General features: G+C 66.8%; 24 protein-coding genes. 5 read left to right on the forward strand and 19 right to left on the reverse strand.

The genetic code is table 11. The annotated features are described in order from the left end of the window. Positions 1 to 26 precede the first annotated feature (26 nt). The 7 genes from AC07NY_RS01490 to AC07NY_RS01520 all read right to left on the reverse strand — a co-directional run bounded on the left by AC07NY_RS01490 (position 27) and on the right by AC07NY_RS01520 (position 7784). On the reverse strand, positions 27 to 1052 hold the full coding sequence (locus AC07NY_RS01490) for an SIS domain-containing protein (protein ID WP_494581256.1): 1026 nt from the start codon (positions 1050 to 1052) through the stop codon (positions 27 to 29). Then, positions 1045 to 1992, reverse strand: a complete 948-nt coding sequence (locus AC07NY_RS01495; protein WP_494581258.1) for a carbohydrate kinase family protein — start codon at positions 1990 to 1992, stop codon at positions 1045 to 1047. Before AC07NY_RS01495 ends, AC07NY_RS01490 begins: the two co-directional genes overlap by 8 nt. Then, the gene (locus tag AC07NY_RS01500; protein WP_494581260.1) at positions 1989 to 3065 is read right to left on the reverse strand and encodes an ABC transporter ATP-binding protein; all 1077 of its coding nucleotides are present in this window, start codon (positions 3063 to 3065) and stop codon (positions 1989 to 1991) included. Before AC07NY_RS01500 ends, AC07NY_RS01495 begins: the two co-directional genes overlap by 4 nt. After that, positions 3065 to 4579 (reverse strand): argininosuccinate lyase, encoded by a 1515-nt coding sequence (gene argH / locus AC07NY_RS01505; RefSeq protein ID WP_494581262.1) that lies wholly within the window; start codon positions 4577 to 4579, stop codon positions 3065 to 3067. Before argH ends, AC07NY_RS01500 begins: the two co-directional genes overlap by 1 nt. 5 nt (positions 4580 to 4584) lie before the next feature. Beyond that, positions 4585 to 5427, reverse strand: a complete 843-nt coding sequence (locus AC07NY_RS01510) for a carbohydrate ABC transporter permease (RefSeq protein ID WP_494581264.1) — start codon at positions 5425 to 5427, stop codon at positions 4585 to 4587. Next, complete coding sequence (locus AC07NY_RS01515) at positions 5427 to 6362, reverse strand: carbohydrate ABC transporter permease (RefSeq protein WP_494581266.1); 936 nt, start codon at positions 6360 to 6362, stop codon at positions 5427 to 5429. The genes AC07NY_RS01510 and AC07NY_RS01515 overlap by 1 nt, the downstream gene beginning before the upstream one ends. A gap of 162 nt (positions 6363 to 6524) precedes the next feature. Further along, positions 6525 to 7784, reverse strand: a complete 1260-nt coding sequence (locus AC07NY_RS01520) for a sugar ABC transporter substrate-binding protein (protein ID WP_494581268.1) — start codon at positions 7782 to 7784, stop codon at positions 6525 to 6527. A 165-nt stretch (positions 7785 to 7949) separates the two neighbouring features. Between AC07NY_RS01520 and AC07NY_RS01525 the strand changes: the two genes are divergently transcribed. Beyond that, positions 7950 to 9185: an ROK family protein gene (locus tag AC07NY_RS01525; RefSeq protein WP_494581270.1), complete on the forward strand. Its 1236-nt coding sequence runs from the start codon at positions 7950 to 7952 to the stop codon at positions 9183 to 9185. A 16-nt stretch (positions 9186 to 9201) separates the two neighbouring features. Here the strand turns inward: AC07NY_RS01525 and AC07NY_RS01530 are convergent, their stop codons facing one another. From AC07NY_RS01530 to AC07NY_RS01575, 10 genes are all read right to left on the reverse strand, one after another. Next, a complete protein-coding gene (locus tag AC07NY_RS01530; protein ID WP_494581272.1) occupies positions 9202 to 10359 on the reverse strand; it encodes an acyl-CoA dehydrogenase family protein in 1158 nt (385 codons plus the stop codon). A gap of 126 nt (positions 10360 to 10485) precedes the next feature. Beyond that, on the reverse strand, positions 10486 to 10830 hold the full coding sequence (locus AC07NY_RS01535; RefSeq protein WP_494581274.1) for a RidA family protein: 345 nt from the start codon (positions 10828 to 10830) through the stop codon (positions 10486 to 10488). Positions 10831 to 10852: 22 nt separating this feature from the next. Beyond that, positions 10853 to 11911, reverse strand: a complete 1059-nt coding sequence (locus AC07NY_RS01540; protein ID WP_494583644.1) for an NAD(P)/FAD-dependent oxidoreductase — start codon at positions 11909 to 11911, stop codon at positions 10853 to 10855. 65 nt (positions 11912 to 11976) lie between these two features. Beyond that, positions 11977 to 13431, reverse strand: coding sequence for an FAD-dependent oxidoreductase (locus AC07NY_RS01545; RefSeq protein WP_494581276.1), 1455 nt, complete (start codon positions 13429 to 13431; stop codon positions 11977 to 11979). After that, complete coding sequence (locus AC07NY_RS01550; protein WP_494581278.1) at positions 13428 to 13736, reverse strand: (2Fe-2S)-binding protein; 309 nt, start codon at positions 13734 to 13736, stop codon at positions 13428 to 13430. Before AC07NY_RS01550 ends, AC07NY_RS01545 begins: the two co-directional genes overlap by 4 nt. Beyond that, complete coding sequence (locus AC07NY_RS01555) at positions 13717 to 14844, reverse strand: NAD(P)/FAD-dependent oxidoreductase (protein ID WP_494581280.1); 1128 nt, start codon at positions 14842 to 14844, stop codon at positions 13717 to 13719. Before AC07NY_RS01555 ends, AC07NY_RS01550 begins: the two co-directional genes overlap by 20 nt. A 5-nt stretch (positions 14845 to 14849) precedes the next feature. Continuing rightward, a complete protein-coding gene (locus AC07NY_RS01560) occupies positions 14850 to 15650 on the reverse strand; it encodes an ABC transporter permease (RefSeq protein WP_494581281.1) in 801 nt (266 codons plus the stop codon). Beyond that, on the reverse strand, positions 15647 to 16513 hold the full coding sequence (locus tag AC07NY_RS01565) for an ABC transporter permease (protein ID WP_494581282.1): 867 nt from the start codon (positions 16511 to 16513) through the stop codon (positions 15647 to 15649). Before AC07NY_RS01565 ends, AC07NY_RS01560 begins: the two co-directional genes overlap by 4 nt. After that, positions 16510 to 17553, reverse strand: coding sequence for an ABC transporter ATP-binding protein (locus AC07NY_RS01570; RefSeq protein WP_494581284.1), 1044 nt, complete (start codon positions 17551 to 17553; stop codon positions 16510 to 16512). The genes AC07NY_RS01565 and AC07NY_RS01570 overlap by 4 nt, the downstream gene beginning before the upstream one ends. A 106-nt stretch (positions 17554 to 17659) precedes the next feature. Continuing rightward, positions 17660 to 18694, reverse strand: coding sequence for an ABC transporter substrate-binding protein (locus AC07NY_RS01575; protein ID WP_494581285.1), 1035 nt, complete (start codon positions 18692 to 18694; stop codon positions 17660 to 17662). Between the two features lie 122 nt (positions 18695 to 18816). On the opposite strand from AC07NY_RS01575, the gene AC07NY_RS01580 reads away from it, so the two are divergent. Then, positions 18817 to 19722 carry a LysR substrate-binding domain-containing protein gene (locus AC07NY_RS01580; protein ID WP_494581287.1) on the forward strand — a complete coding sequence of 302 codons (906 nt, stop codon included), beginning with the start codon at positions 18817 to 18819 and terminating at the stop codon, positions 19720 to 19722. 10 nt (positions 19723 to 19732) lie between these two features. Here the strand turns inward: AC07NY_RS01580 and AC07NY_RS01585 are convergent, their stop codons facing one another. Next, complete coding sequence (locus AC07NY_RS01585; protein ID WP_494581289.1) at positions 19733 to 20926, reverse strand: glycosyltransferase; 1194 nt, start codon at positions 20924 to 20926, stop codon at positions 19733 to 19735. Continuing rightward, positions 20875 to 21477 carry a MarR family winged helix-turn-helix transcriptional regulator gene (locus AC07NY_RS01590; RefSeq protein ID WP_494581291.1) on the reverse strand — a complete coding sequence of 201 codons (603 nt, stop codon included), beginning with the start codon at positions 21475 to 21477 and terminating at the stop codon, positions 20875 to 20877. Before AC07NY_RS01590 ends, AC07NY_RS01585 begins: the two co-directional genes overlap by 52 nt. A 331-nt stretch (positions 21478 to 21808) precedes the next feature. On the opposite strand from AC07NY_RS01590, the gene AC07NY_RS01595 reads away from it, so the two are divergent. The 3 genes from AC07NY_RS01595 to AC07NY_RS01605 all read left to right on the forward strand — a co-directional run bounded on the left by AC07NY_RS01595 (position 21809) and on the right by AC07NY_RS01605 (position 25986). Further along, entirely contained in the window at positions 21809 to 23554 is a 1746-nt protein-coding gene (locus AC07NY_RS01595) for a type I secretion system permease/ATPase (protein ID WP_494581293.1), read from the forward strand. Further along, positions 23551 to 24906 carry an HlyD family type I secretion periplasmic adaptor subunit gene (locus tag AC07NY_RS01600; RefSeq protein WP_494581294.1) on the forward strand — a complete coding sequence of 452 codons (1356 nt, stop codon included), beginning with the start codon at positions 23551 to 23553 and terminating at the stop codon, positions 24904 to 24906. The genes AC07NY_RS01595 and AC07NY_RS01600 overlap by 4 nt, the downstream gene beginning before the upstream one ends. Positions 24907 to 25191: 285 nt before the next feature. Then, entirely contained in the window at positions 25192 to 25986 is a 795-nt protein-coding gene (locus AC07NY_RS01605; protein WP_494583646.1) for a calcium-binding protein, read from the forward strand. Positions 25987 to 25994 lie beyond the last annotated feature (8 nt).

Here is a 25994-nt window from a genome sequence, read left to right on the forward strand (position 1 = left end):
CAACGGAACCAAGGCTCTCGCCCCACTCACATCGTCTGCGTGACCTTGCGCAGATGCGGCGGGCGGTCGGGGTCGAGCCCGCGTGCCGCCGCCAGCGATGCGATGCCACCGTAGAAGGCGCGCGCCTGCAGCAGCGGCATCAGCACGGGCGGCGCCTCGGCCGGCACGGGCAGGGCGATGCCCGGCGCCGCATCGGAGCCGGCATAGGCGACCTCCGCTCCCAGCGCTGCGAAGTTGCGGGCGACCGAAAGCGTGCTTTCGCTGCCTTCGTCGGCGGGGTCGAGGACGAGCGCCGGGAAGCCCGGCCCGACCAGTGCCAGCGGCCCATGCAGCACCTCGGCGGCACTGAAGGCCTCGGCATGGATGCGGCAGGTCTCCTTGAACTTCAGCGCCATCTCCTGGGCGATGCCGAGGCCGAGCCCGCGCCCGATGACATAGAGGCTCGTCGCCTGTTCGAGGCGGCGGAGAAAAGGTGACCAGTCGCAGAGGCCAGCCTGCCGCAGCAGCTCCGGCGAACGCACGAGCGCGTCCGAAAGGGCGCGCTCGCTGCTCCAGGCGGCCGTGAGATGCAGGAGGGCGATGCCAGTGGCGAGGAAGCTCTTGGTGGCGGCGACGCTGGTCTCGGGGCCGGCGGCGAGCGGCAGGGCGACATCGACCAGAGCTGCCAGCGGCGAGTCCATGTCGTTGATCAGGCCGACCGTCAGCGCGCCGCCGCGCTTGGCCGTCTCGGTCAATTGCAGCGCGTCCGGGCTGCGGCCGGATTGCGAGGCCGCGATGAAGACGGCGCCGGAAAGATCGAGCTCTTCGCGATAGACCGAGGCGAGGCTCGGGCCGAGCGAGGCGACCGGCAGCCCGAGCGTGCGCTCCAGCAGGTATTTGCCATAGGTCATGGCATGGTCGGAGGAGCCGCGCGCGCAGGTCGCGATGAAGGCGGGCTTGCGCCGCCGGAGCTGTTCGCCGAGCTGCGCCATCGCGCCGGCATTGGCCGAGATCTGGCGGGCGGCGACGTCGGCCGCCTCGGCGGCCTCACGGGTGAGAATGGCTTCAGGCATCGATCCGCTCATGATTGTGCAGCAGGCTCTGGCTGATGTCGTCGACTTCGGCGCGGCGGAGCCGGGTGCCCGCCCCGCCGACGGCACGGACGGACAGGGTACCGCAGGCGATTCCCACCGCCAGCGCCTGTTCGGGCGCGCGCCCGGTGAGCCAGGTGGCGAGGAAGCCGGCATTGAAGGCATCGCCCGCGCCGGTTGTGTCGAGAACCGGCCCGCTTTCGGGAGCGGGCAGGGCTATGGCGGCGTCGCGCTCAAAGAGGCGGGCGCCATTGCCGCCATCCTTGATGACGACGATCGGGAAATGCCGGGCGAGGCGGATGCCGGCCTGATCGAGATCCTCGCAAGCTGCGATCGCACGCGCCTCGGCTGCGTTGGGCAGGAAGATGTCGGCGCCGGCGGCGCGCGCGATCAGGTCTGGCCGGCGGATCCAGTCATCGTCCCAGCTCGGATCGAGCGAGACCGTCAGGCCCGCGCGCTTCGCCCTCTCGATCAGGTCGGGGATTTCGGCGAGCGTCGCGAATTCGGCGATGTGAAGATGGCGTGCGGTCGGGTCGGCGAGGGCCGCATCCAGCGTCGCCGGGCGGGCGCTGCCGGCGCGCCGCGACAGGAAGGCGCGCTCGCCGTCCTGGACCATGACGACGGTCGGCTGCGGACCGGCTTCGGGCGTGCGTTCGAGCCAGCGGAGATCGACGCCGCTTTCCGTCAGCGCCGGCGCAAGCGTGCCGGAAAGCGGGTCCGTGCCGATGCGGGCGAGCAAGGCCGACCGCGTGCCGAGCGCGGCGAGATGGGCGGCCGTGATGAAGCCGCCGCCGCCGGGCACGATCGCCACCGTCTCGGCAAAACGCTCCTCGCCGAGGCGCGGCAGCGCATTGAGCCCGCGAAAGACGATGTCGCAGTAGAGCCGGCCGATGCTGAGGACGAGGTCGCGCCCGGTGCTCATAGGGCGCGCTCGGTCGCCGCGTCGAACAGGCGCAGGGCATCGATGCCGGCACCGAGCCGGACATCGTGGCCGACGACGGGCGGCGCTTTGGCCGAGGCCGAGGCGAGGATCAGCCCATCGCCATGTTCGACATGGACGAAGGTCTCCGAGCCCAGCGGCTCGACGACCGCGACCTTGCCGGTGAGCACGAGATCGGCATTGTCGCCGGGTGCCAGCACGCGCAGTTCCTGCGGGCGGACGCCGACCAGCACCTCGGCGGGGAGCGTGGCCGGGCGTGTCGGAAGGGCGATCGCATTGCCCGCCAGCTCCAGCTTCTGCTGGCCGTCGTTGATGGTCGCCTTTGCCGGGAGGATGTTCATCGTCGGCGAGCCGATGAAGCGGGCGGTGAAGACGTCGGCCGGTTTCTCGTAGAGCTCCATCGGCGCGCCGACCTGGAGGATGCGGCCGTCGCGCATCACCACGATCCGGTCGGCCAGCGTCATCGCCTCGACCTGATCATGGGTGACGAAGACGATGGTCCGGCCGAGCCGCTGGTGCAGGCGCTTGATCTCCAGGCGCATCTGGGCACGCAATTGCGCGTCGAGATTGGAGAGCGGTTCGTCGAAAAGGAAGGCCGAGGGGTCGCGCACCATGGCGCGGCCGATGGCGACGCGCTGGCGCTGGCCGCCGGACAAGGCCGAAGGCTTGCGTTCGAGCAGCGGTTCGAGGCCGAGGATGCGCGCGGTCTCCTCGATGCGGCGGCGCTTCTCGGCCTTGTCGAGCTTGGCCGTATAGAGGCCGAAGCCGATATTCTCGGCGACGCTCATATGCGGGTAGATCGCGTAGTTCTGGAACACCATCGCGATGTTCCGCTCCTTCGGCTCCAGCCGGTTCACGGGCCTGTCGCCGATGGTGATGGTGCCGCCGTCGATCTCCTCGAGACCGGCGATCATGCGCAAGGTCGTCGACTTTCCGCAGCCGGAGGGGCCGACGAAGACGACGAATTCGCCATCCTCGATCGCGAGGTCGATGCCGTGGACGACCTGCGTCTTGCCGTAGCGCTTGACCAGCCCCTGAAGCTCGATACCCGCCATCAGGCTGCTCCCATCAGATCCGCGAAGGCGGCGTCGAGTTCATGGCGCGCGGAAGCTTCGCGCGCAGCGGTCGCGGTTGCGGCCAGGCCAGCAGCGACCAGAACGCCGCGATAACCGGCGAAGGCGGTGGCCAGCGCCTGCGGCCCCGGCCCGCCGAAGCGCTCGCGCACAGCGACGAAATGCTCTGGCGAAACGGCCTCGGCGAAGGCGGCTTCGTTCAGTTCCGGTTCGCGGCCGGCATGCTCGCGGAAGGCCTTCTGGAAGGGTGCGTAGCCGTCGCGCGGCAGGTCGCCATCGGCCGCGACCACGGCACGAGCGACATCGGCGGCGATCTCATGGGCCGCGCGGAAGGACAGGCCTTCCGACCGAACCAGCGTGTCGGCCAGCTCCGTGATGGTGATGCAGGAGCGGCGGATGTTCTCGGCGACGCGCCGGCCGTCGACCTGCAATGCCGGCAGCAGCGCGGTGAGGAGGCTGAGCACACGCTCGCCCGTCGCGAAGGCCTGGTAGCCGGCCTCGTTGGTTTCGCCCTCGGCGTCGTTCATGTCGGTGAAGGGCGTATTGTGGACGATGTCCCTGACCATCCGGGCGCGCGCCACGGTCTGCGATGACAGGTGGCGCAGATGCTCGATCGGGACGGGATTGCGCTTCTGCGGCATGATCGAGGAGATCTGCACGAAGGCATTGGGCACATAGAGCTGGCCGACCTCGAAGGCGGTCCAGACCTGCAAGTCCTGGATCAGCCGGCCGAGATGCAGGAAGACCAGCTCGACCGCGCTGTAGGTCGCGGTCAGGTAGTCGATCGCGGCGATGCAGCCATAGGAGTTCTGCAGCGGGGCGGCGAAACCGAGCAGATGCGCGACGCGGGCGCGGTCAAGCGGGAAGCCCGAGGTGGTGATCGCGGCCGCGCCCATCGGCGAGAGATCGAGCAGAGCGCGTGCCTGCACCAATCGCTCATGGTCGCGCAGCATCACCTCGATCGCGGCCGAGAGGTAATGGCCGAAGGTGCTCGGCTGGGCCGGCTGGCCATGGGTATAGGCGACGATCAATGTCGCCTTTTCGCGCTCGGCGAGGTCGAGGGTCGCGGTGATCAGGGCGCGCAGCAGGCCGGCCATATGGTCGAGCCGCGGCTTGAGCGCGAGCTTGAACAGCGTGTGGTCGATATCGTTGCGCGAGCGGCCGGTATGGAGGCGCCCGGCATCATCCGCCGGCAGGCGCTTCTTCAGCTCCGCCTCGATCAGGAAGAAGTAATCCTCGACCGAGCCGTCATAGCTCAGCGTGGCCGGGTCGATCTCGGCATCGATTTCGGCGAGCGCGCGGGCGATGCGGCCGGCGGTAGTGCGCGGCAGGATGCCGGTCTCGGCAAGCATGACGAGATGGGCGCGATCGATGGCGCGGAAGCTCTGGACGTGATGCGTCTTCGCTCCGTCGAAGAGCGGGCGCAGCACGGTTTCCTTGTAGACCGGATCGGGGAAGACGGACGTATCGTTCGCCCGTGGATCGGTTTTCGTCATGGCAATCAGCCCTTGAGACCGGCGAGGACCACGCCGCGCACGATATAGCGCTGGAGCAGCAGGAAGACGGTCAGCGTCGGCAGGGTGGCGAGCGCGGCGCCCGTCATGATCAGTTCCCACTGGACCTGCGATTCCACCGCGAAGCTCGTGAGGCCGACCGGCAAGGTGTAAAGCTCCTTGCTCGTCGTCACGATCAGCGGCCAGATGAAAGCGGTCCAGTTGCTGAGGAAGGTGAAGATCGCCAGCGCCGAGAGGGCCGGCGTCACCAGCGGCATGGCGATGCGCCAGAAGATCGCGAATTCGTTGAGCCCGTCGATGCGGGCGGCTTCGAGGAAGTCGTTCGGCACCGTCTCGAAGAACTGCTTCATCAGGAAGGTGCCGAAGGCCGTCATCATGCCCGGGAACATGATGCCCCAGTAGCTGTCGAGCCAGCCGAAGTTCTTGGCCATGACGTACCAGGGGATGACCAGCATCTCGGTCGGGATCATCAGCGTCGAGAGGATGGCGATGAAGACGAGATAGCGGCCGCGGAACTGGAATTTCGCCAGGGTGTAGCCGACGAGGCTGTCGAAGAAGACGTTCGAGAGCGTCACCGCGACGGCGATACCGAAGGAATTGGCGAACCAGCGCAGGAAGCGGCCGTCCGAGAGCACGGTGACATAGTTTTGGAGCGTCGGATGAGCCGGGAAGAAGGCGAGATCGTAGATCTCGGAGGAATCCTTCAGCGAGGTCGCGAACATGAAGGCGAGCGGCGTCACCATCAGCAGGCCGCCGCCGAAAAGCAGGAGCCAGGTAAGGACGCGGCCGGGCTCGATACGCAGGGCCATGGGCGAGGCGACGACGCTCATCAGCGGTCCTTCAGCAGCCGAAGCTGCAGCAGCGAGACCACGAGCAGCACGAGGAAGAGCACGACGGTCTGGGCCGCGGCATAGCCCATGTCGAAGGACGAGAAGGCCGTCTGGTAAATCATCAGCACGAGCGGCTTGGTGGCGTTCAAGGGGCCGCCGGGATCGCTGCTCGTCTGGCTGGTCATGTTGTAGACCTGATCGAAGATGCGCAGGAACCCGATCGAGGAGAAGACGACGAGGAAGACGATCGTCGGCTTGAGCAGCGGCAGGGTGATCCGCCGCAGGATCGTTCCGTTCGAGACGCCGTCGATGCGGGCGGCTTCGTAGTAGGTGGTCGGAATGGCGCGGAGGCCCGCCATGAAGATCACGACCTGGAAGCCGAGCCCGGCCCAGATGGCGGGGGCAAGCACGGCCGGCAGCGATTGGGTGGTCGAGCGCAGGAAGGGCTGCTGGGCGATGCCGAGCCCGGCGAGCAGGTTGTTGAACAGACCGATCGGCACCGGCTGGTAGAACCAGCGCCAGACCCAGGCCATCGCTGCAGCGGTCGTCAGGAAGGGTAGGAAATACAAAGCCCGGATGAAGCCGTGCAGGAAGCGCACGCGGTCGAGGTGATAGGCGATGGTGAAGGCGAGCAGCAGGCTGATCGGCGTGCCCAGCAGCAGGTAGAGCGCGGTGTTGCGGAAGACCTGCCAGAACACCGGATCGGCCATCAGCCGCTTGAAATTGGCCAGCCCGATGAAGGAGGGCTTGGTCAGCAGGTTCCAGTTGGTGGTGGCGATCCAGAAGGCTTCGAGCGTCGGATAGAAGCGCACCACCGCATAGAACAGCACCGGCACGGCCAGGAAGGACCAGGCCCAGAGGACCTGTTTCTGGCGCATGCCGAGGCCCGATGAGAGACGGGCGCCGGCATCGTCGGCTTTCTGGGACAAACTCATCGCGATTGGTCCGAAGCGTGCGCGGGAACCGCCGCGTCATCCCGGACAAGCTGCGCAGCAGCGCAGGTCCGGGATCCATCGTCGAGCGCCGCAGCCTTACGATGGATCCCGGCGCTCTGCTTCGCTGCGGCCGGGATGACGGCGTGGTTCACGCGCGGGCTCTCACTTCTTGTAGAAGCGGTCGAGGATGGCCTGCTCGGCCTTGGCGGCCTCCGCGAGCGCGGCCTTGGCATCCTGGTTCTGCAGCAGCACGCGATTGATCATGTCGAGCGCGACCTGGCGCTGGGCCAGCTCGTCGACGAAGACCGTGGCGTGCGAGTAGTTGAGCGCCTTGAGGAACGGGCCATAGACCGGGTGGTTGAGGTTCTTCTCGGTCTCGGCCGCTTCCTTGCGCGCCGGCAACTCGCCGACGGTTTCGAGCCAGAGCTGCATCGCCTCGGGCGTGGTGACGAAGGCGAGGAACTTCTTGGCCGCCTCCAGCTTCGGGCCGGTCGGCTTGGTGGTTATGGCGTTGACCCAGTAGCTGGCGAAATTCGCCTTCTTGCCGTCGGCCGAGGCCGGGAGCTCGGCGACGCCCCATTCGAAGGCCTTGATGCCGCCGAAGGCGCCGAGGCGGAAGGAGCCGTCGATGGTCATCGCGGCGCGGCCGGCGCGGAAGGCGGCCTGGCCCTCGTCCATGAAGCCGACCTGACCGACCTTGTGGGTGCGCTGGAGATCGGCATACCAGTTCAGCGACCTGGCGCCGGCCTCGCTGTCATAGGTCACCTTGCGGTTGTCGTCGCTATAGGGCGCGCCGCCGTTCTGGCGGAGCAGCGTCTCGCGCCACCAATGGTAATCCTGGCCGGGGAAATCGAGCGTGATGCCGGCCGAGAGCATGTTGCCGGCGCCGTCGCGCTTGGTCGTCTTCTTGGCCATGTCGAGCAGCTCTTCGACGGTCTTCGGCGGCGTGTTCGGGTCGAGCCCGGCCTCCTGGAAGAGCTTCTTGTTGTAGAACAGCGCGAGCGAGCGCACCGCCGTCGGCAGCGCGTAATACTCGCCGTCGCGCTTCATCGCCGAGACGATCGGGTAGAATTCCTTCTCGATCATCGCGGGCGGGAAGGCGTCACGCGGCAGCGGCTGGATGAACTTGGCGCCGACGAAGTTGTCGAGCCAGCCATAGAAGAGCTGCACGACATCCGGGCCCTGGCCGGCCGGCATCGCGGCGGCGATCTTGGTCTGGTAGTCGGCATAGGGGAAGGTCGTCTGCTTGACCTTGATGTTCGGATTGGCGGCCTCGAAGCGCTTGATTAGCTCCGTCATCGCCTTGACGCGCGCGTCGAAGACGTACTGCCAGTACTCGATCTCGACGGTCTGCGCCTTGGCGCCGGCGACCGCGCCGACCGAGACCATCAGACCCAACAGCATCCCGCGTAAGCCGCGCATGACCCTCTCCCCTGATTTCGTCGTCCTCCGTCCCTGCCGGCGGACGGCATTCGGGAGGCTCGCTGATATCGTCGTCTTGCCGGCCCGCGGCTGTCAATCAATTAATTCACTTGAGTTGGATTAATTGCCGGAGCAGGCTGTCCGCCCGACCCAGCGCGACAGCCTATGCCGAACCGTCCCGTCCCTCCTTCCCGCAGCGTCGCCGTCGGTACCAATCCCGAGCGGACGCGCAGCCATAACCGCCGGGTGGTGCTGGAAACCGTGCGCCAGCACGGCCAGCTCGGCCGGTCCGACATCGCGGTGCTGACAAAGCTCACGGCACAGGCGGTCTCCAATATCGTCGCCGAACTGGTCGAGGAGGGCTTCCTGACCGAGCTTGGCCGGCGCCGGACGGCGCGGGGCCAGCCGCCGGTCGAATTCGCCGTCAATCCCGAGGGCGGGATGACGGCGGGGATGGAAATCGCGGCCGACCACGTCACGACCGTCCTCGTCGACCTTGCCGGGCGGATCAGGGCGCAGCGCATTGCGCCGCTCGCGGACACCACAGTCGTTGGGGTGCAGAGGACGGCCGCGGCGGAGCTGGCCGCGATCAGGCGCGAGGTCGGCCTGCCCGAGCGCCTGCTTGGTTGCGGCGTCGTGATGCCCGGCCCCTTCGAGATCGAGGGCATGAACTCGGTCGGCACCTCGCCGCTGCCTGGCTGGGCCGGGCAGGATGCGGCGCAGCTGTTGCAGGACGCGCTCAACACGCCAGTGGTGATCGAGAACGACGCCAATGCGGCGGCGGTCGGAGAGCATCTCCATGGGCTCGGCCGCAACCTGCGCCATTTCTGCCAAATCTATTTCGGCGCGGGCCTCGGCCTCGGCGTCATCGTCGCCGGCCAGCCCTATCGCGGCGCCTTCGGCAATGCCGGCGAGATCGGCCATATCCCGGTCGTCCGGGACGGGCGCGCCTGCGCCTGCGGCGGGCATGGCTGCCTCGAACGCTACGCCTCCTTCCATGCGCTGGCGGAGACCTTGCGCGAGGCCGGCATTGCCGAGCTTGGGCCGGAGGACGTCGCGCGCCTGCATGCGCAAGGGGATCCCGCTCTGACCGGTTGGATAGCCGAGGCGGCCGGGCTGCTGGCCCCTGTCGTGACGATGCTGGAGAACCTGTTCGATCCGGAGACCGTCATCCTCGGTGGCGAGATGCCGGACACGGTCATCGATGCGCTGATCGCGGCGATGTCACCCTTGCCGATCTCGGTGGCGAACCGGCCCGGCCGGACGATCCCGCGCGTCCAGCGCGGCGGGACCGGCCGCCTGACGGCGGCTCTCGGCGCTGCGGCGCTGCCCCTGCTCGACACGATGACGCCGAAGCTGGACCGCGTCAGCCTGACACCGGACGCTCCTACGTCGGACTAGGAGGCTGTGGCCGGCGTCAGTACGAGCGCGGCATGCCCAATACATGCTCGGCGAGGTAGGACAGGATCAGGTTCGTGGAGATCGGCGCGACCTGATAGAGCCGCGTCTCCCTGAACTTGCGCTCGACATCGTATTCCTCGGCGAAGCCGAAGCCGCCATGGGTCTGCACGCAGGCATTGGCGGCCTCGAAGGAGGCATCCGCCGCCAGCATCTTGGCCATGTTGGCTTCGGCGCCCGGATTGGAGCCGGCCTCGTAAAGCCTGATCGCCTCGCGCACCATCAATTCGGCGGCGCGCATATTGGCGTAGGCCTTGGCGATCGGGAACTGGATGCCCTGGTTCTGGCCGATCGGCCGGCCGAAGACATGGCGCTCCCTGGCGTAGGTCGAGGCCTTGTCGATGAACCATTTGGCATCGCCGACGCATTCGGCCGCAATCAGGATGCGCTCGGCATTCATGCCGGAGAGGATGTAGCGGAAGCCCTTGCCTTCCTCGCCGACAAGGTTCTCGGCCGGCACCTTCACATTGTCGAAGAAAACCTCGGTCGTGGCATGGTTCATCATCGTGCGGATCGGCCGGATGGTCAGGCCATCCTTCAGCGCCTCGCGCATGTCGAGGATGAAGACCGAGAGCCCGTCGGTGCGCTTCTGCACCTGATCGCGGGGCGTGGTGCGGGCGAGCAACAGCATCAGGTCCGACTGCGCCGCGCGGCTCGTCCAGATCTTCTGGCCGTTGACGATGTAGTGGTCGCCTTCGCGGCGGGCGGTGGTGCGCAAGGCCGTGGTGTCGGTGCCGCTGGTCGGCTCGGTGACGCCGAAGGCCTGAAGCCTGAGTTCGCCGGAGGCGATCTTGGGGAGGTAGCGCTGCTTCTGGTCTTCCGTACCGTGGCGCAGTACGGTGCCCATCACATACATCTGGGCATGGCAGGCGGCGCCGTTGCAGCCCTGGCGCTGGATTTCCTCCATGATGACGGCCGCCGCCGAGAGCGTGAGGCCGGCGCCGCCATACTCCTCGGGGATCAGCGCCGAGAGGAAGCCGCTTTCGGTCAGCGCCGTCACGAACTCCGTCGGATAAGCCATCTCGCGGTCGAGCTTGCGCCAGTATTCGCCGGGGAAATCCGCGCAGAGCCTGGCGACGGCGTCGCGAATCTCGGAATGGTCGGAAGCGTGCTGCATGCTGGTCTCGGAGCTGGCGTCAGGCCGCGACCCTAGGCCAGCGTCGGGAGGTTGGGCACCCCTGTTCCCGCTTTCCCCGGATCAGCTGCAGGCGCGCCGCGCCTGCAGCTCTCCCATCCAAGCCGCTCAGCGCGCGGCGGTGACCACGATCTCGATGATCGCGCCGCCGCCGAGATCGGCGACGCCGACCGTGGCACGCGTGGGCATGTCCTCGCCGAAGAAGCCGGTCCAGGCGGCGTCCATTTCCTTCTTCTGGGAGAGGTCGGTGACGAAGATCTGCGCGGCGACGATCGCCTCGCGGTCGAGGCCGACCTCGCCGAGATAACCCTCGATCTTGCCGAGAATGTTCTGCGTCTGCGGACCCATCGACTGCGTGGTGTCGTCGGCGATGACGCCGCCGACGAAAACCAGATTGCCGGTCTCGACGATGCGGTTCTGGATCGGCGTGCGGATGGAACGCTTGATGGCCATGGGTCTTCTCCTGCGTTGAAACTCAGTGGGTGGAGGCGAAACGGGCGATGTCGAGGCCGTCGATCGGTACGTTCGAGCGGCCGGTCGCGATGATCTCGGCCATCACGGCGCCGGCTCCCGGTCCGAGCTGGAAGCCATGAGCCGAGAAGCCGAACTGGTGGTAGACGCCTTCGTGCTTGGCGCTCCTGCCGAAGACCGGGAGGTCGTCCGGCATGCGCGCCTCGATGCCGGCCCAGGCGCGCACGACCGGCGCGCCGCGCATGATCGGGAAGAGGTCCCAGACCGTGCCGGCGCTGATCGCGAGCTTCTTCCAGTCGAGCAGGGTGACGTTCTCGTCGCGCAAGGGCGTTCCGAGATGGCCGCCGCCGATCAGCACCGTGCCGTTGTCGAACTGCTTGAAGGAGAGTTTTCGCCCACGCAGGATCACCACCGGCTTGATGAAAGCCGGCAGCGGCGCGGTGATCATCAGCATCGGCGCGATCACATCGAGGGGCACGGGCTCGCCGAGATCGCTGGCGATGCGGTCGGCCCAGGCGCCGGCGGCATTGACGATGCGAGGGCTAAGGAAGTCGCCGGCATCGGTCACGACGCGCCAGTTCGGCCCGTCCTGCTCGACCCTGGTGACGCGAACGCCCTCACGAATGGCGACGCCAAGGCTTTCGGCCTTGCGCTTGAAGGCCTGCGTCGCGCGCAAGGGGATCGCGGCGCCGTCGCGGCGCGAGATCACGCCGCCCGGGCAGCTCTCGGAAACGGCGGGGACGATTTCGCGCAGCTCTTTCGCGTCGATCATCTCCTCATGGTGGAAGCCGCGCAGCGTCAGGTCGGCGACGCGGGCGCGGCACCCTTCGAGATCGGCCTCGTCTTCGGCGACCAGTACCTGCCCGTCGCTGGTGAAGCCGCAATCGTCATCGACCAGATCGGCGATGTTGTGCCAGAGCGCCATCGAGGTGTTGGAGAGCGGGATTTCCGCGACATGGCGGGCAAGCTGGCGCACCCCGCCGGCATTGACGCCGGAAGCGTGGCGCCCGGCATGGTCCTTCTCGATCAGGATGACCGAGAGCCCGCGCATGGCACAGTGCATGGCGGTGGAGCAGCCATGGATGCCGCCGCCGATGACGATGACATCGGCGCTATTGCCGGATGTGCTCACCGCACGACCGCCTTCACCGAGGCTTCGGTCTGCGGCAGGGCTGCCAGCTCGGCGAGCGTCACCGGCTTGATCGGCGGGCGCAGGCGGTAATAGCCGGTCTCGGCCGGGGTGGTGCCGCGCGTCTCAGCGATCAATTCGACGACGGTTGGCCCGCAGAGGCGGCCCTGGCAAGGGCCCATGCCGCAGCGCAGGAAGGCCTTCATCTGGTTGGGGCCGGTGACGCCGAGGCGCTTGGCGGCGTCGCGGATCTGGCCGGCGGTGACCTCCTCGCAGCGGCAGACGATCGTCTCGTCCTTGGGCGGCGCCAGGAATTGCGGCGCCGGCTTGTAGAGCAGATCGAGGAAGCGCCGCCCGCGCAGCTTCTTGTCGAGTTCGGTACGGATCGGGGCCGCCTGCCGGTCGCGCTCGGCCTCGCCGAGCTTGCCGAGCCGCGATGCGACGCCGAAGGCCGCGATCTCGCCGCGCAGGGCCGCGCTTTCCGCGCCGCCGATGCCAGCCCCGTCACCGGCGATGGCGATGCCGGGCATGGTCGAGGCGAACCAGGCATCGACGCGCGGCACCCAGGCGTGCTGCTCGGCGTCGAAATCATGAGCGCAGCCGGCGGCATTGGAGAAGTTGACGCTGGGTATCACGCCCTGATGCAGCAGCAGCGTGTCGCAAGCGATCGTGCCGGTGCGACCGCCTTGCTCAAACTGTACCGTCGCCAGCTTTCCGCTGCCGGTCGCCGTCAGGCTGGTCACGCCGGAGACGAAACGCAGCTTGCGTCTGGCCGACAGCATCAGCTTGAGACCCTTGGCGAGATAGGGCGAGCGCAGGAAGTCCGGGACGGCTCCGAGCGCCTTCGACCAGTTGGCAGATGGCGTCGTGTCGAGCACGGCGGCGATCTGGCAGCCGGCGGCGGCGAGCTGGCCGGCCAGCAGGTAAAGCAGCGGGCCGCAGCCGGCGATGACCGTGCGCCCGGACGGAATGGCGCCAGCGGATTTGAGCGCGATCTGGGCGGCGCCTGCCGTCATCACGCCGGGCAAGGTCCAGCCCGGTATCGGGAAGGGGCGCTCCTGCGCGCCGGTGGCGAGGATCACTTGCTTGGCGCCGATGATGCGGGCCTTGCCGTCGAGCGAGAGGCCGAGCTCGAATGTACCGGGCGCCGTCTCGTCCGGGCCGATCGACCAGACGGTGCAGCGCGGCGCGTAGACCGCCTGCGAGCGCTCGAAGCGGGCGACGATCTCGCCGCCGCGCCAGTAGTCGTCGCCGAGGATGGCGCGGTTCTTGACCGGCGTCGTGGTCACCGCGCGGTAGATCTGGCCGCCGGGCGCCGGGTTCTCGTCGGCGAGCAGGACGGAGAGGCCGAGTTCGGCGGCGCGCGCAGCGGCCGAGAGGCCGGCCGGGCCGGCGCCGACGACGAGGAGGTCGTAGCTCTCGGAGAGCTGTTCGATGCTGGCGACCGGTGTCATTCCGCGGCCTCCGTGAGATGGCGGCGGCCGTGCTGGGTCTCGATGCGCATGCCTTCCGCGAGCGGCACGAGGCAGCCCTGCCGGTTGCCGATGCCGTCGATCACGACGAGGCAGTCGAAGCAGACGCCCATCAGGCAATAGGGCGCGCGCGGCGTGTCGGAAACCGGCGTCTCGCGGCAGGCGGTGATGCCGTTCACGAGCAGGGCAGCGGTGACCGTGTCGCCGGCACGCGCCGTCATCGGCCGGCCATCGAAGGTGAAGCTCAGCTCCCCGCCCGCGGCAAGGTCAGCTATGGGCCGGAACATGGAACCTCCGTGCGGTGAAGCTCGCGACGCTCTCGGGCAAGGTGCCGGCGAGGATCGCGGGAGCAAGCGTCAGGGCATGATTGGCGGCAAGCGTCACGCCGGAATGGCAGGTGACGACGAAGGCGCCAGGATGGGTTTGCGACTGGTCGTAGATCGGGAAGCCGTCGGGGCTCATCACGCGCAAAGCCGACCAGGTGCGGACCACGTTGAGGCCGGCGAGGCGCGGGAACATCTTCACGGCCCGTTCCGCCATGGTCGAGAGGATCGGCTGGCCGACGACGGTGTCGAAGCCGCGATCCTCCTGGCTGTCGCCGATCATCACGCCGCCCTCGTCGGTCTGGCGGACCGTGACCATCGGGTTGTGCAGGAAGGGTTCGGTCTTCTCGGTGACGATGATCTGGCCCTTGCTCGGCTTCACCGGCGCGTCGAGCCCGACCATGGGCGCCAGCCGCGCATTGCCGAGGCCGGCGCAGAGCACGACCTTGCCGGCGCGCATCTCACCCCAGGGGCCGGTGATGGCGAAGCCACCATCCCGGTGCACGATGCTCTCGACCGGGCTGTTCGGCCGGTAGTCGACGCCGCGTCGGACCGTCGCCTCGCGCAAAGCCCGGAACAGCTTCAGCGAATTCACATGGCCGTCGAGCGGGGAATAGAGCGAACCGACCACGTCCTTGCCGATGGCGGGCAGGCGCCGCTTCGTCTCGGCATGGTCGAGCACCTCATAGGGGAAATCGGTCAGCGGCCTGCTGTTATGGAGGCGGCGCATGGCATCAACGCGCTTGTCGAGTTCCTCCTCCGACAGGCAGAGCATGAAGCCGCCGGGCTGGCTGTGAGCAACGTCGATCCCGGTCTCGCCGGCAAGCGTCGCGGCGAGTTCGTGCCAGCTATCGGCGGAGCGGCGCGACCAGAGCGCATAATCGGGCATGCCAAAACCCTTGGACTGCACCCAGACCAGCGCGAAATTGCCGCGCGAGGCCCGCAACGCGGTGTCGCCTTCGTCGAGGATCGCGACCTTGGCACCGCTGCGGGCAAGGCCGAGCGCGATGGCGCCGCCGACCACGCCGCCGCCGATCACGGCGACATCGGGTTCTTTGGGGAGAGTGGACACTGGCGTCAGCCTTTTCCGGTTCCGACGAACAGCCGGTCGAGCCCGAAGAGCCTGTCCAGTGCCATCAGCAGGATGGCGGTCAGGGCGATCAGGCAGGCGGAAACGGCTGCGATGAGCGGGTCGATATTGTCCTGGATGTAGAGGAACATCCGGACGGGGAGCGTGGTGGTGGCGGGCGAGGCGATGAAGACGGTCATCGTCACCTCGTCGAAGGAATTGATCGCGGCGAGCAACCAGCCCGAGACGACGCCGGGCAGGATCAGCGGCAGCGTCACGCGCCGGAAGACCACGGTGGGGCTCGCGCCGAGCGAGATCGCGGCATGCTCGATGCGCCGGTCGATGCCGTAGGAGGCGGCGAGCACGAGCCTGAGCGCGAAGGGGATGATCACGATGATATGGCTCAGCACCAGCCCGAGGAAGGTCCCGGAGAGGCCGATCTGCGTGAAGAAGCGCAGGAAGGCGATGCCCAGGACGACATGGGGGACCATCAATGGCGACATGAACAGGGCCGTCATCGCCTCGCGGCCGGGGAAGCGATACCGGGCGATGGCGAGCGCGGCGGGGACGGCCAACCCGATCGCGACGGTCGAGGAGAGCGCCGCCAGCCAGAGCGAGTCGCGGAAGGCGCGCAGGAACTCGGGATAGTCGAGGATCGCCCTGAACCAGCGCAGGCTCCAGACCCGGCCGGGCAGCGAGAGATAACCCTCCGGGGTGAAGGCGACGAGGCAGACCACGACCAGCGGCGCCAGCATGAAGACGACGAAGAGCGTATGGAACAGGATGGCGAAGGGACCGTTGCGGCTCATTCGAACACCTGTGAATAGCGGCGCTCGACCAGCCGGTTGGCGCCGACGGTGAGGATGACCAGGGCTGCGAGCAGGAGCACGGCGACGGCGGCGCCGAGCGGCCAGTTCAGCGTGTTCAGGAACTCGTCATAGGCGAGCGTCGCCGCGACCTTGAGCCGCCTGCCGCCGATGATCGCCGGCGAAGCAAAAGCGCTCGCCGCCAGCGCGAAGACGATGATCGAGCCCGAAAGGATGCCCGGCACGATCTGCGGCAGGATCACGCGCCGCCAGATGGTGAGGCGGGAGGCGCCGAGCGAGAGCGCGGCGTTTTCGATCTGCGGATCGAGCCGCTGCAGCGAGGCCCAGACCGCGAGGATTATGAAGGGGATGAGCACATGGACGAGCGCGATCACCACACCGGTCTCGGTGAACATGAATTCGAGCGGCTGGCCGATCAGCCCGAGTGACATCAGCCCACGATTGACCAGCCCGTTCGAACCGAGCAGCAGCGCCCAGCCGAGCGTGCGGGCCACGACCGAGACCAGCAGCGGGCCGAGGATCGCGAGCAGGCAGAGGCCGCGCCAGGCCGGTGACATGCGGTTGAGGATATAGGCCTCGGGCACGCCGATCAGGATGGCGAACAGCGTCACCAGCACGGAGATGCGGAGGGTGCGCAGGAAGACTTCGAGGAAATAACTGTCGCTGAAGATCTCGCGGAAATTCTTCAGCGTGAACTCGGCGACGATGCCCTTGTACTGGCCCCAATCGTAGAAGGCGAGCAGCACGGTCATGCCGAGCGGGATGATGACGAGGCCGAGGAAGACGGCGAGCGCAGGCCCCGTCAGCCAATAGGGTGTGGCGCGGGCGGAGGCGTCCGGGCTCATGAGCCCGCGCCCTCCGCCAGCAGAGCGGCGTCGCCTGCGCCGAAGCTCAGCTTCACGCTCTCGCCTTCGCCGGGGACGGGCGTGCCGTCATTGTGCCGGATCAGGGTGACCGGACCGGCGGTGGTCTCGGCCGTCAGCAGCCAATGCGCGCCCTGGAAGACGCGGGAGGTGACGCGGGCGGTGAAGCCGGGTGCACCTTCCGCTGCGAAGCCGAGGCGCTCGGGACGTACCGCGATGCGCAGTGTGCCTGAAGGAGCATCGGCGAGCGGCACGGACAGGGCCTCGATCGTAACCCGGCCGCGTCCGTCGCCGGTTGCTTCGAGGACATTGGTCTTGCCGAGGAAATTCGCGACGAAGGCGGTGTCCGGCGCGCCATAGACGGCATCCGGCGCGCCGATCTGCTCGACGCGTCCGCGATTCATCACGACGATGCGGTCGGACAGCGCCATCGCCTCGTGCTGGTCATGGGTGACGAGGATCGTGGTGGTGCCGATCGAGCGCTGGATCTGGCGCAGTTCCCCTTGCATCTCCTCGCGCAATTTGGCGTCGAGATTGGAGAGGGGTTCGTCGAGCAGGAGCAGCGAGGGCCTGATGACGAGTGCACGGGCGAGCGCGACGCGCTGCTGCTGGCCACCCGACATGCGGCGGGGATAACGGTCCTCGAAACCTTTCAGCCCAACCAGCGCCATGGCTTCCAGCGTGCGCTTCTCGCGCTCCGCCTTCTCGATGCCGCGCATTTCCAGCCCGAAGGCGATGTTCTGCGCCACGGTCATATGCGGAAAGAGCGCGTAGCTCTGGAAGACGATGCCGAGGCCGCGCTTGTTAGGGGCGACGCCGCCGAGATCGTTGCCGTCGAGCAGGATGCGGCCGCGATCGACCGGCACGAAGCCGGCGATCATCTGCAGCGTCGTGGTCTTGCCGCAGCCGGAGGGGCCGAGCAGCGAGATGAACTCGCCGCGGGCGACCGTCAGGTCGAGCCCCTCGACGGCGACCGCCGTGCCGTAGGACTTGCCGAGGCCTTCGAGAACGAGATGGGACATGGATCCTGCGCTTCGTGAAGGAGGTCGCCGACACACCGCCGTCATCCCGGCGCTCCGCTTCGCTGCGGCCGGGATGACGAGGAGGTTCTTGCGGGAGACGCCGGCCTTACCGCTCGACCTCGCGGTTCCAGCGGCGTGTCCATTCCTCGCGCTTGGCGTTGACGACGTCCCAGTCGACGGCCTTGAGCTTCTTCACGTCCTCGCCATAGGGCAGGCCCTTCTGCTCGTCGGGCGTCAACGTCACCGTCATGTTGGCGGGGCCGAAGCCGGCGCCGGTCGCCATCACCTTCTGGATCGCGGGCGAGAGCATGAACTGGATGAAGGCATTGGCCTCGGCCGCATTTTTTGAGCCATCGACCGGGCAGGCGGCGACGCCGAGCGCGAAGCCCCCTTCCTTCGGATAGATGAACTCGACCGGGAAGCCGGTATCGGCGAAGGCCTTGACGCGGCCCGAGCCCCAGACGCCGAGCACGGCCTGGCCGTTCTGGAAGAGCTCGGTCATCTTCGCGGGCGAGGGCTCATAGGCGACGATGTTCGGGTTGATGTCCTTCTTGAAGGCATCGAAGCCCGGCTCGATGTTGTTCTCGCCGCCGCCGCCGATCTGCGCGAAGGCGATCAGCGCGTGCAGGCCATAGGTGTTGTTGATCGGCGGGCTGACGATCTTCTTGCCATAGGTCTTCGATTTCAGGTCGTTCCACGAGGTCGGGGCCGGCCACTTGTTCTCGTCGAAGACCTTCTTGTTGTAGAACAGGCCGGTGCCGACGAGGCCTAAGCCGACGCCCTTGTTCGACTTGAACTTCATCACCGGCGCGACGTCCTTGTAGACCGCGCCATCGGTCAGCGTGCCACAAAAGCCGAGCGCCACCGCCTGATAGGCTGGGCCGTCATCGACGATCGCGACGTCGATCTGCTGGTTGCCCTTCTGCGCCTGCAGTTTAGCGAGCGTGTCGGTCGAGTTGCCGGCGACATACTCGATCTTGACGTTGGCCAGTTTCTCGAAGGCCGGGATGACCTCCTTGCGCATGGTCTGCTCGTAGGAGCCGCCATAGCCGGCGACATAAAGTGTCTTCTGCTGGGCAAAAGCGGCGGAGCCGGCGAGCGCGGTTCCGGTAACCAGAGCGAATGTGATGGCGAGCTTCACGGTATCCCCTCCTCGTTTTCGAGTGATGCCGTTAGGTTCGGGGCTATTTTGGAACTGGTCAAATCGAATGTTTCGCGCAGTCCATGCCGAAATGTTATGTGTGATTCGAGAGAGGATCTAGCATGCTGAACCCGCGCCAGATCGAAGCTTTCCGGACGGTGATCGTGACCGGTGGCATCACCGCGGCGGCGCAGGCGCTCAACGTCACGCAGCCGGCGGTGACGCGACTGATCCAGGATCTGCAACATGCGCTCGGACTGCCGCTTTTCGTGAAGCGTGGCGCGCGGCTCGTACCCACGAATGAGGCGCTCTCGCTTTATCGTGAAGTTGAGCGTCAGTTCGTCGGGCTGGAGCGCATCGAGAACGCCGCCCGCAACCTGCGCGACGGGCGGGCGGGGTCATTGCGTGTCGCGGCGCTGCCGGCCTTCAATGTCGGGTTCCTGCCGCGGGTCGTCGGTCGCTATCTCAAGCAAAAGCCGGACCTGGAGATCGCGATCTACGGAAGCATCTCCTCGCAGGTGGTGGATTGGGTCACCTCGGGCTTCTGCGAACTGGGCTTCGCGCAGCTGCCGCTCGACTTTCCGGGGATCGATATCGAGATTCTGCCGGCGATGGCGCCCGTCGCCGTGCTGCCGACCGGGCACAGGCTCGCGGCCAAGGCCGTGCTGGCGCCGGAGGATTTCGTCGACGAGCCGTTCATCTCGCTCGAGCAGTCGACGCAATTGCGCTACCGCATCGATGCCCTGTTCTCGGCCCATCGCGTCGCGCGCCAGACCCGGGTCGAGACGCCGTTGTCGATGATCGCCTGCGGGCTCGTCGCAGCGGGGGCGGGGCTTTCGGTGGTCGATCCGTTCACGGCCGAGGAATATCGCGGCAAGGGCGTCGAGGTGCGACCGCTCAGGCCGTCGGTGACCTACGATATCGCGATCATCTGGGGTGCCGGCCGCTTCCGCTCCGCGGTCGCGCAGGATTTCGCCGAGACGGTTCGGACGGCGGCTCTCGATTTCGCCGGAACGGCTGCTGCGTGAACGCTGGACCTTAGTCGCCGAACGGATGGATCCAGCCGGTCTGGCGGGCGATGCAGCGCTCGCGCTCGTAACCGGCGATCACGGTTTCCCGCGCGGCGCGGCGCAGCGGCCTCATCATCGTGGGGCTCGACAGGGCTTCCGCGATGCGTCCAGCCAGCGCTTCGCTGTCGTGGAAGGGGACAAGCAGGCCGTTGCTGCCGTCGCGGATCACCTCCTTCACCGGTTCGGTGTCGGAGCCGACGACAAGGCAGCCGCAGGCCATCGCTTCGAGCAGCGACCAGGACAGGACGAAGGGGACGGTGAGATAGACATGGGCCGCCGAGACCTGAAACAGGCGGACCAGCTCATCATGGGCGAGCCAGGGGATATGGACGATCCGGTTGCCGAGCCCGGTCTCGGCCAGCATCGCCTCACGCCAGCTGTTGCCGTCGGAGCGGGGGCGGCCATAGCCGGAGCCGTCGCCGCCGACCACGACGAAGAGCGCATCGGGGCGGCGGGCTGCAAGGACCGCCGCGGCGCGCATGAATTCGGGATAGCCGCGATAGGGATCGAGATCGCGGGCGACGAAGGTCACGACCGGCATGCCCGGTGTGAGCACGCGGCCATCCGGCAGGACGAAACGGGCATCGGTGTCGGGTTGGCAGAAGCGGGTGTCGATGCCGTCATGGCAGACCGCGATGCGCTGGCGATAGGCGGCCGGATATTGCCGGCGCTGCCATTGCGTCGGCGCATAGGCCGCGTCGAGCGTATCGAGTGCAAGAAGCTGGGCGGCATTGCGCATGCGCACGCGCTGGCGATCGGCCGCCGGCACGGGCGCCTCGATACCGAAATCGAGGTCGGAGTCCGTGCTGCGGTAGTAATATTCGCAATAGCCGATCAGCGTCGCATCGGGCAGCGCGTCGCGGGCGAAGAGCATGCCGCCCCAGCCGATATGGCCGAGGACGACATCGGGTGGGTCGCTGCGTCTCAGGTGCTCCATCAGGCGCGCCGCCGCCTCACCCGTGCGCAGGTGATACTCGGTCGCCGCGAGCGCGGGGTGCTGGGTCGTGCTCTCGTCCACGGAATAGACGAGTTGGCGAACGCCCGGCGCCTCCTGCGCCGGACGTTCGGTGATCAGCGTGACCTCGACGCCCTCCGCGACGAGGCTGCCGATCAGAGCAGCGAATTGACCAGATCCTGCGCGATGAACGAATAGGACATGCATGATGCAAGCAGCACTCCGCCGTAGCGGAGCGCGTCGTTCCACCACTGTTCGAGTTGGCGCAGGGTTTCGTGGGTCGTGTTCAGGTCGGTCTCGCGGTTGCTCTCCAGCCGCTGGCCGAACTGGCTGGCCTCGTCGAGCAGGCGCAGCCGCTCGCACAGCATCTGCCCCTTGAGCGAGAGCGAGATGCGGGCCTGCCGGCGATCGCGCGGTGAGGCCCCGCGGTCGAGATAGCCGTTCTCGACGAGCTGCTTGAGATTATAGGAGGCGTTCGAGCCGCCGTAATGGCCGCGGTCAAGCAGATCGCGGACGGCGATCTCGCCTTGTCCGATCGTCATCAGCACCATCACTTGCGATGGCGAGATGTCGTCGATGCCGAGCTTGGCCAACTCAAGCCGGAGGTAGTCGAGGAAGCGCCGGCTGACCCGTTCGATCACCCGCGCCAGGTCAAAAGGGGAAATTCGGCGATCGGGGACCTCTTCGAGGACACCGGAACCATTCGCCGGATGGTGGCCGTTCAGGGAACTGCCTGTGAATTGCTCGCCGCCGTGCAATTTAAAGTGCATTCCTTACCCCACCTGATCGAAAATTAAACAATCCATCTCTTTTGCCTCTTTGTTGTGGTTGGAAGCCTATAGGCAAAGCACATGCCACCTACGTTAGCTAATAGATAAGATTGTAGTATTCTTTGGATGCGCAGAAACTAGTTCGAAATTCAAAATTTCTCATAGTTCAGCCTTATTTGCTTCCATGTGAGTCGGTGAGCTACGCTTCTAATCTGTCATAATCTTGACACTCCCTCCATGTCTCGTTGCAAGCCCGATGACGGGGTTTTCCCCGCAGCTCTCTCTCGGACCCAACGCACCCTCATTCTTGGAGCCTTGCATGAAGGCGGTGACGCCGGCGCCCGACGCCCTGATCCGGAATCTCCAGCGCTCGTTCGTCGGCGGCCTGAGCTATGCGGGGTTCCTCAGCCTGTGCGTGAACCTGCTGCTGCTGACGGTCCCGCTGTTCATGATGCAGGTGCAGGACCGCGTGATCGTCAGCCGCAGCCATGACACGCTGACGATGCTCCTCGTGATCGCCGTCGGGGCGCTCGTGCTGTACGGCACGATCGAGTTCATCCGCTCGCTGACCTTCCAGGCGATGGCGAGCATCTTCGCGCGCAAGCTCAATTTGCCGGCTTTGCAGGCGGCCGTGAGCTCCTCGCTGGAGAAGGGCTCGGGCCAGGCGACGCAGGCGATCCGCGACCTCAACGACATCCGCTTCTTCATCGCGAGCTCGGCGATCGCGACGCCGCTGGAGGCAGCGTGGTCGCCGATCTTCCTCGCCGTGCTCTTCGCCCTGCACCCGGTCTATGGGCTGGTCGGCCTCGCCTCGCTGATCATCCTGCTGCTGCTCGGCGTGCTCTCGGACATGCTGACCCGCCGGGTGATGAAGGAGGCGAACGAGGCCGGCGTCGCCAGCATCAACGAGGTCGGCGCAAGCCTGCGCCATGCCGAGACGATCGAGGCCATGGGCATGCTGCCGGCGCTCGCCCGGCGCTGGCGCGGCCAGCAACTGGCGATGATCGAGCAGCTCGACATGGGCACGCGGCGCGGCAAGTTCATCGCCGCCGTGACGCGCTCCTCGCGCATGACGATGCAGCTCGCGGTCTATGCGACCGGCGCCATCCTGATCATCCGCAACGAAGTCACCGCGGGCACGCTGATGGCCGCGAGCATCCTGCTCGGCCGCCTGCTGGCGCCGTTCGATTCGATGATCACGGACTGGCGGCAATGGGTTCTCGCCGCCGCCGCCTGGAAGCGCGTGCGCGAACTCGTGCTCGGCCGCAGCTCGCAGCGCCAGACGGTACCGACGCCGCCCTGCCAGGGCGATCTCGTGGTCGATCGCGTGATCTATGCGCCCGCGGGGCAGGAGCTGACGGTCATCAAGAGCGTCTCCTTCTCGTTGCAGCCCGGCGAGGTGCTCGGCGTGGTCGGCCCGTCCGGCGCCGGCAAGTCGACGCTGGCGCGCCTGCTCGTCGGCGTGCTCCGGCCCAATGTCGGCGGCGTCTATCTCGACGGGCACAGCACCTATCTGTGGGAGCGCGGTTCCTTCGGCGCGATGGCCGGCTATCTCCCGCAATCGGTCTCGCTGCTCAACGGCACGATCGCCGAGAACATCGCCCGGATGCGCGATCCCGATCCGCATGCCATCCTGGAGGCGGCGCGCATCGCCGGCGTGCACGAGCTGATCGGCCGCCTGCCGCTCGGTTACGACACCAATGTCGCCGACAGCGACTTCAACCTCTCCGGCGGCCAGCGCCAGCGCATCGGCCTGGCACGGGCGCTTTACGGCATGCCGCGCCTGATCGTGCTCGACGAGCCCAATGCCAATCTCGATGCCGAGGGCGAACAGAGCCTGATCCGCGCCATCGCGGCAGCGCGCGACAGCGGCGCCATCGTCGTGCTGATCGCGCATCGCCCATCGGTGATGCAGGTCGTCGACAAGCTGCTCGTGCTGCGCGAGGGCCGCGTCCAGCAATTCGGTCCGCGCGGTGACATCGCCGGCATGATCACACCCGGCGGACGGGTCGAGCTCGAACCTGCTGCCAATGCTCCGGCCCCGGTTCGCGAGGTGAAGGCATGACCGGACGTTCCCTGATCAAACGCCCCGAACATTCGCTGACCGTGCAGCTGGAGCCGGAAATCCCCGAGGAGCGCATGCCCAGCCTGCGCAATCTCGTGCTGGCCGGCGTTGCCGCGATCGGCGTCGGCTTTGGTGGCTTCGGTGCCTGGGCGGTGACTGCGCGGCTCGACAATGCTGCCGTCGCGCCCGGCCTCGTCGCTGTCGACAGCAAGCGCAAGACGGTCAGCCATCTCGAAGGCGGCATCCTCAAGACCCTGCTCAAGGCGGAGGGCGAGCGCGTCGCGCGGGACGAACCGCTGCTGCGGCTGGAGGACGCGCGCCAGCGCGCCGAACTGCAGCAATTGCAGGCCAAGCGCATCGGCCTTGAAGCCAAGCTCGCACGCCTGCGGGCCGAGCAGACGAGCGCGGCCGAGATCGTCTTTCCCGCCGATATCGCGCAGATGGTTTCGCCGATCGCGCGCGAGGTGTTGCGGTCGGAACAGGGCCTGTTCAAGTCTCGCGCGCAGGTCCATGACGGCAAGGTCCATATCCAGCAGCGCGTCATCGAACAGCATCAAGCCGAATCCGATGCGCTGAAAGCCCAGATCGACGCCACGACGCAGCAGCGTTCGCTGATCGACGAGGAGGCCAGGATCATGGCCGAGCTCTACGAGAAGCGCTACGCCAAGCGCAGCCAGCTCGTCGAATTGCAGACCAAGCAGAGCGAGTTGTCCGGCAAGGCCGGCGAACTCACTGCACGCAAGGCCAAGGCCGAGCAGGCGGTCGCGGGCGCCAATCTCGAAATCCTCTCGATCAGCCTCGAACGGCAGAACGATATCGGCGGCGAGATCCAGGAAGCCCAGCTCCTGCTCTCCGAGGTGACCGAGCGGATCGTGCAGGCCGAGGACGTGCTGCGCCGGCTGGTGGTGACCTCACCGCAGGAAGGCGTCGTCGCCAATATCCGGATGCGCACGGCCGGCAGCGTGATCGCGGCGGGCGAGGCGATCCTCGACATCGTGCCGGAGCACGAACCGCTGATCGTCGAGGCCAAGGTCGATCCGCGCGACATCGACGCGGTGAAGATCGGTTCCACAACGCGCGTGCGACTGACAGCGTTCAACTCGCGCCTGCTGCCGCCCTTGCAGGCCAAGGTGAGCTATGTCGCGCCGGACCAATTGATCGACGAGAAGACCGGCGCGCCCTATTTCGTGGTGCGGGCGGAGATCGATCCCGACAGCCTGCGCGACTACAAGGTCTCGCTGCATGCCGGGATGACCGCCGAGGTGATGATCGTCAACGGCGCACGCCGCGCGGTCGACTACCTGCTCTCGCCGATCACCGACAGCTTCAACCGGGCCTTCCGCGAGGATTGAGCGCGCTTTTGGGCGGCGCAGCTGGTTATTTCGATCATGTTTCGATTTTGAAAGTAATTCTTGACGATTATCGATAGAATATCGATTGTAAAATAAAGTCTAAATCATGCTGCATCGCAAAATCGCCACAATAAATCTCTTGCTGCAGCGCATCTATTGAGCAATTCTCATGTGGTCGAGCGGCGGCCTGATCTGTTGATCGCTGCCGGAAATGTCCTGGTCTTCTCGTTCTGCGGTGCGGCCGCCGAACATTCCAGGTTCACCAGATCGCCCAGGAGGTGCCGTATGGCAACGATCGAAGGAAGTGCATTCGACGACTTTTTGATTGGGAGTCGTTTCAGTGACGTGATTCTCGCCGGAGCCGGCGATGACATCGTCAAGGGTGGGGATCAGGTCGATTCCCTGTTCGGCGAGGAAGGCGACGACACGCTGTTCGGTGACGGCGGCAACGATGCCCTGTTCGGCGGCGAGGGTAACGACACCCTCTTCGGCGGGCTTGGCGACGATGTCCTGTCCGGCGACGAGGGCAACGACGCCCTGTTTGGCGGCGAGGGCAACGACATCCTCACCGGTGGCGCCGGCGACGACATCCTGCGCGGCAATAACGGCGACGATGTCCTGATCGGCGGCGAAGGCAACGACATCCTGCAGGGCGGGCCGGGCGACGACATCCTCCAGGGTGGCGCCGGCAACGACGTCCTGCAGGGCGGTGACGGGGCCGACATCCTCAATGGCGGCGCCGGCGACGACATCCTGCAGGGTGGCAATGGCGACGACATGCTGTTCGGCGGTGCCGGCAACGACATCCTGCATGGCGGCGCGGGCAGCGACACCTTCGTCTTCGAGGGTGGCGGCGGCAACGATGTCGTCCTCGATTTCGAGGCCGGCTCGGACCTGCTGCAGATCGCGTCCGATATCAACGGCACGGGCATCAGCTCGGCGGAAGACGTTGCCGCGCGTGCCACCACCGTCGGCGGCAACACCGTCGTCGATCTCGGCAATGGCGACACCCTGACCCTGGTCGGTGTCTCCGCCGACGACGTTCAGGCCGACCCGAACTCCTACTTCACGGTCGCCTGATCCTGATG

The sequence above is a fragment of the Allobosea sp. GW821-FHT09G06 genome (genome assembly GCF_059416005.1).

Coding starts and splice junctions, on each gene's coding strand:
- AC07NY_RS01520 (WP_494581268.1), bottom strand. CDS start 7,784: ATGCGCGGCTTACGCGGGATGCTGTTGGGTCTGATGGTCTCGGTCGGC.
- AC07NY_RS01540 (WP_494583644.1), bottom strand. CDS start 11,911: ATGCACTGTGCCATGCGCGGGCTCTCGGTCATCCTGATCGAGAAGGAC.
- AC07NY_RS01595 (WP_494581293.1), top strand. CDS start 21,809: ATGAAGGCGGTGACGCCGGCGCCCGACGCCCTGATCCGGAATCTCCAG.
- AC07NY_RS01600 (WP_494581294.1), top strand. CDS start 23,551: ATGACCGGACGTTCCCTGATCAAACGCCCCGAACATTCGCTGACCGTG.
- AC07NY_RS01560 (WP_494581281.1), bottom strand. CDS start 15,650: ATGAGCCGCAACGGTCCCTTCGCCATCCTGTTCCATACGCTCTTCGTC.
- AC07NY_RS01535 (WP_494581274.1), bottom strand. CDS start 10,830: ATGGCCATCAAGCGTTCCATCCGCACGCCGATCCAGAACCGCATCGTC.
- AC07NY_RS01510 (WP_494581264.1), bottom strand. CDS start 5,427: ATGAGCGTCGTCGCCTCGCCCATGGCCCTGCGTATCGAGCCCGGCCGC.
- AC07NY_RS01570 (WP_494581284.1), bottom strand. CDS start 17,553: ATGTCCCATCTCGTTCTCGAAGGCCTCGGCAAGTCCTACGGCACGGCG.
- argH (WP_494581262.1), bottom strand. CDS start 4,579: ATGACGAAAACCGATCCACGGGCGAACGATACGTCCGTCTTCCCCGAT.
- AC07NY_RS01545 (WP_494581276.1), bottom strand. CDS start 13,431: ATGACACCGGTCGCCAGCATCGAACAGCTCTCCGAGAGCTACGACCTC.
- AC07NY_RS01565 (WP_494581282.1), bottom strand. CDS start 16,513: ATGAGCCCGGACGCCTCCGCCCGCGCCACACCCTATTGGCTGACGGGG.
- AC07NY_RS01550 (WP_494581278.1), bottom strand. CDS start 13,736: ATGTTCCGGCCCATAGCTGACCTTGCCGCGGGCGGGGAGCTGAGCTTC.
- AC07NY_RS01525 (WP_494581270.1), top strand. CDS start 7,950: ATGCCGAACCGTCCCGTCCCTCCTTCCCGCAGCGTCGCCGTCGGTACC.
- AC07NY_RS01530 (WP_494581272.1), bottom strand. CDS start 10,359: ATGCAGCACGCTTCCGACCATTCCGAGATTCGCGACGCCGTCGCCAGG.
- AC07NY_RS01495 (WP_494581258.1), bottom strand. CDS start 1,992: ATGAGCACCGGGCGCGACCTCGTCCTCAGCATCGGCCGGCTCTACTGC.
- AC07NY_RS01605 (WP_494583646.1), top strand. CDS start 25,192: ATGGCAACGATCGAAGGAAGTGCATTCGACGACTTTTTGATTGGGAGT.
- AC07NY_RS01580 (WP_494581287.1), top strand. CDS start 18,817: ATGCTGAACCCGCGCCAGATCGAAGCTTTCCGGACGGTGATCGTGACC.
- AC07NY_RS01490 (WP_494581256.1), bottom strand. CDS start 1,052: ATGCCTGAAGCCATTCTCACCCGTGAGGCCGCCGAGGCGGCCGACGTC.
- AC07NY_RS01500 (WP_494581260.1), bottom strand. CDS start 3,065: ATGGCGGGTATCGAGCTTCAGGGGCTGGTCAAGCGCTACGGCAAGACG.
- AC07NY_RS01515 (WP_494581266.1), bottom strand. CDS start 6,362: ATGAGTTTGTCCCAGAAAGCCGACGATGCCGGCGCCCGTCTCTCATCG.
- AC07NY_RS01585 (WP_494581289.1), bottom strand. CDS start 20,926: ATGCATGTCCTATTCGTTCATCGCGCAGGATCTGGTCAATTCGCTGCT.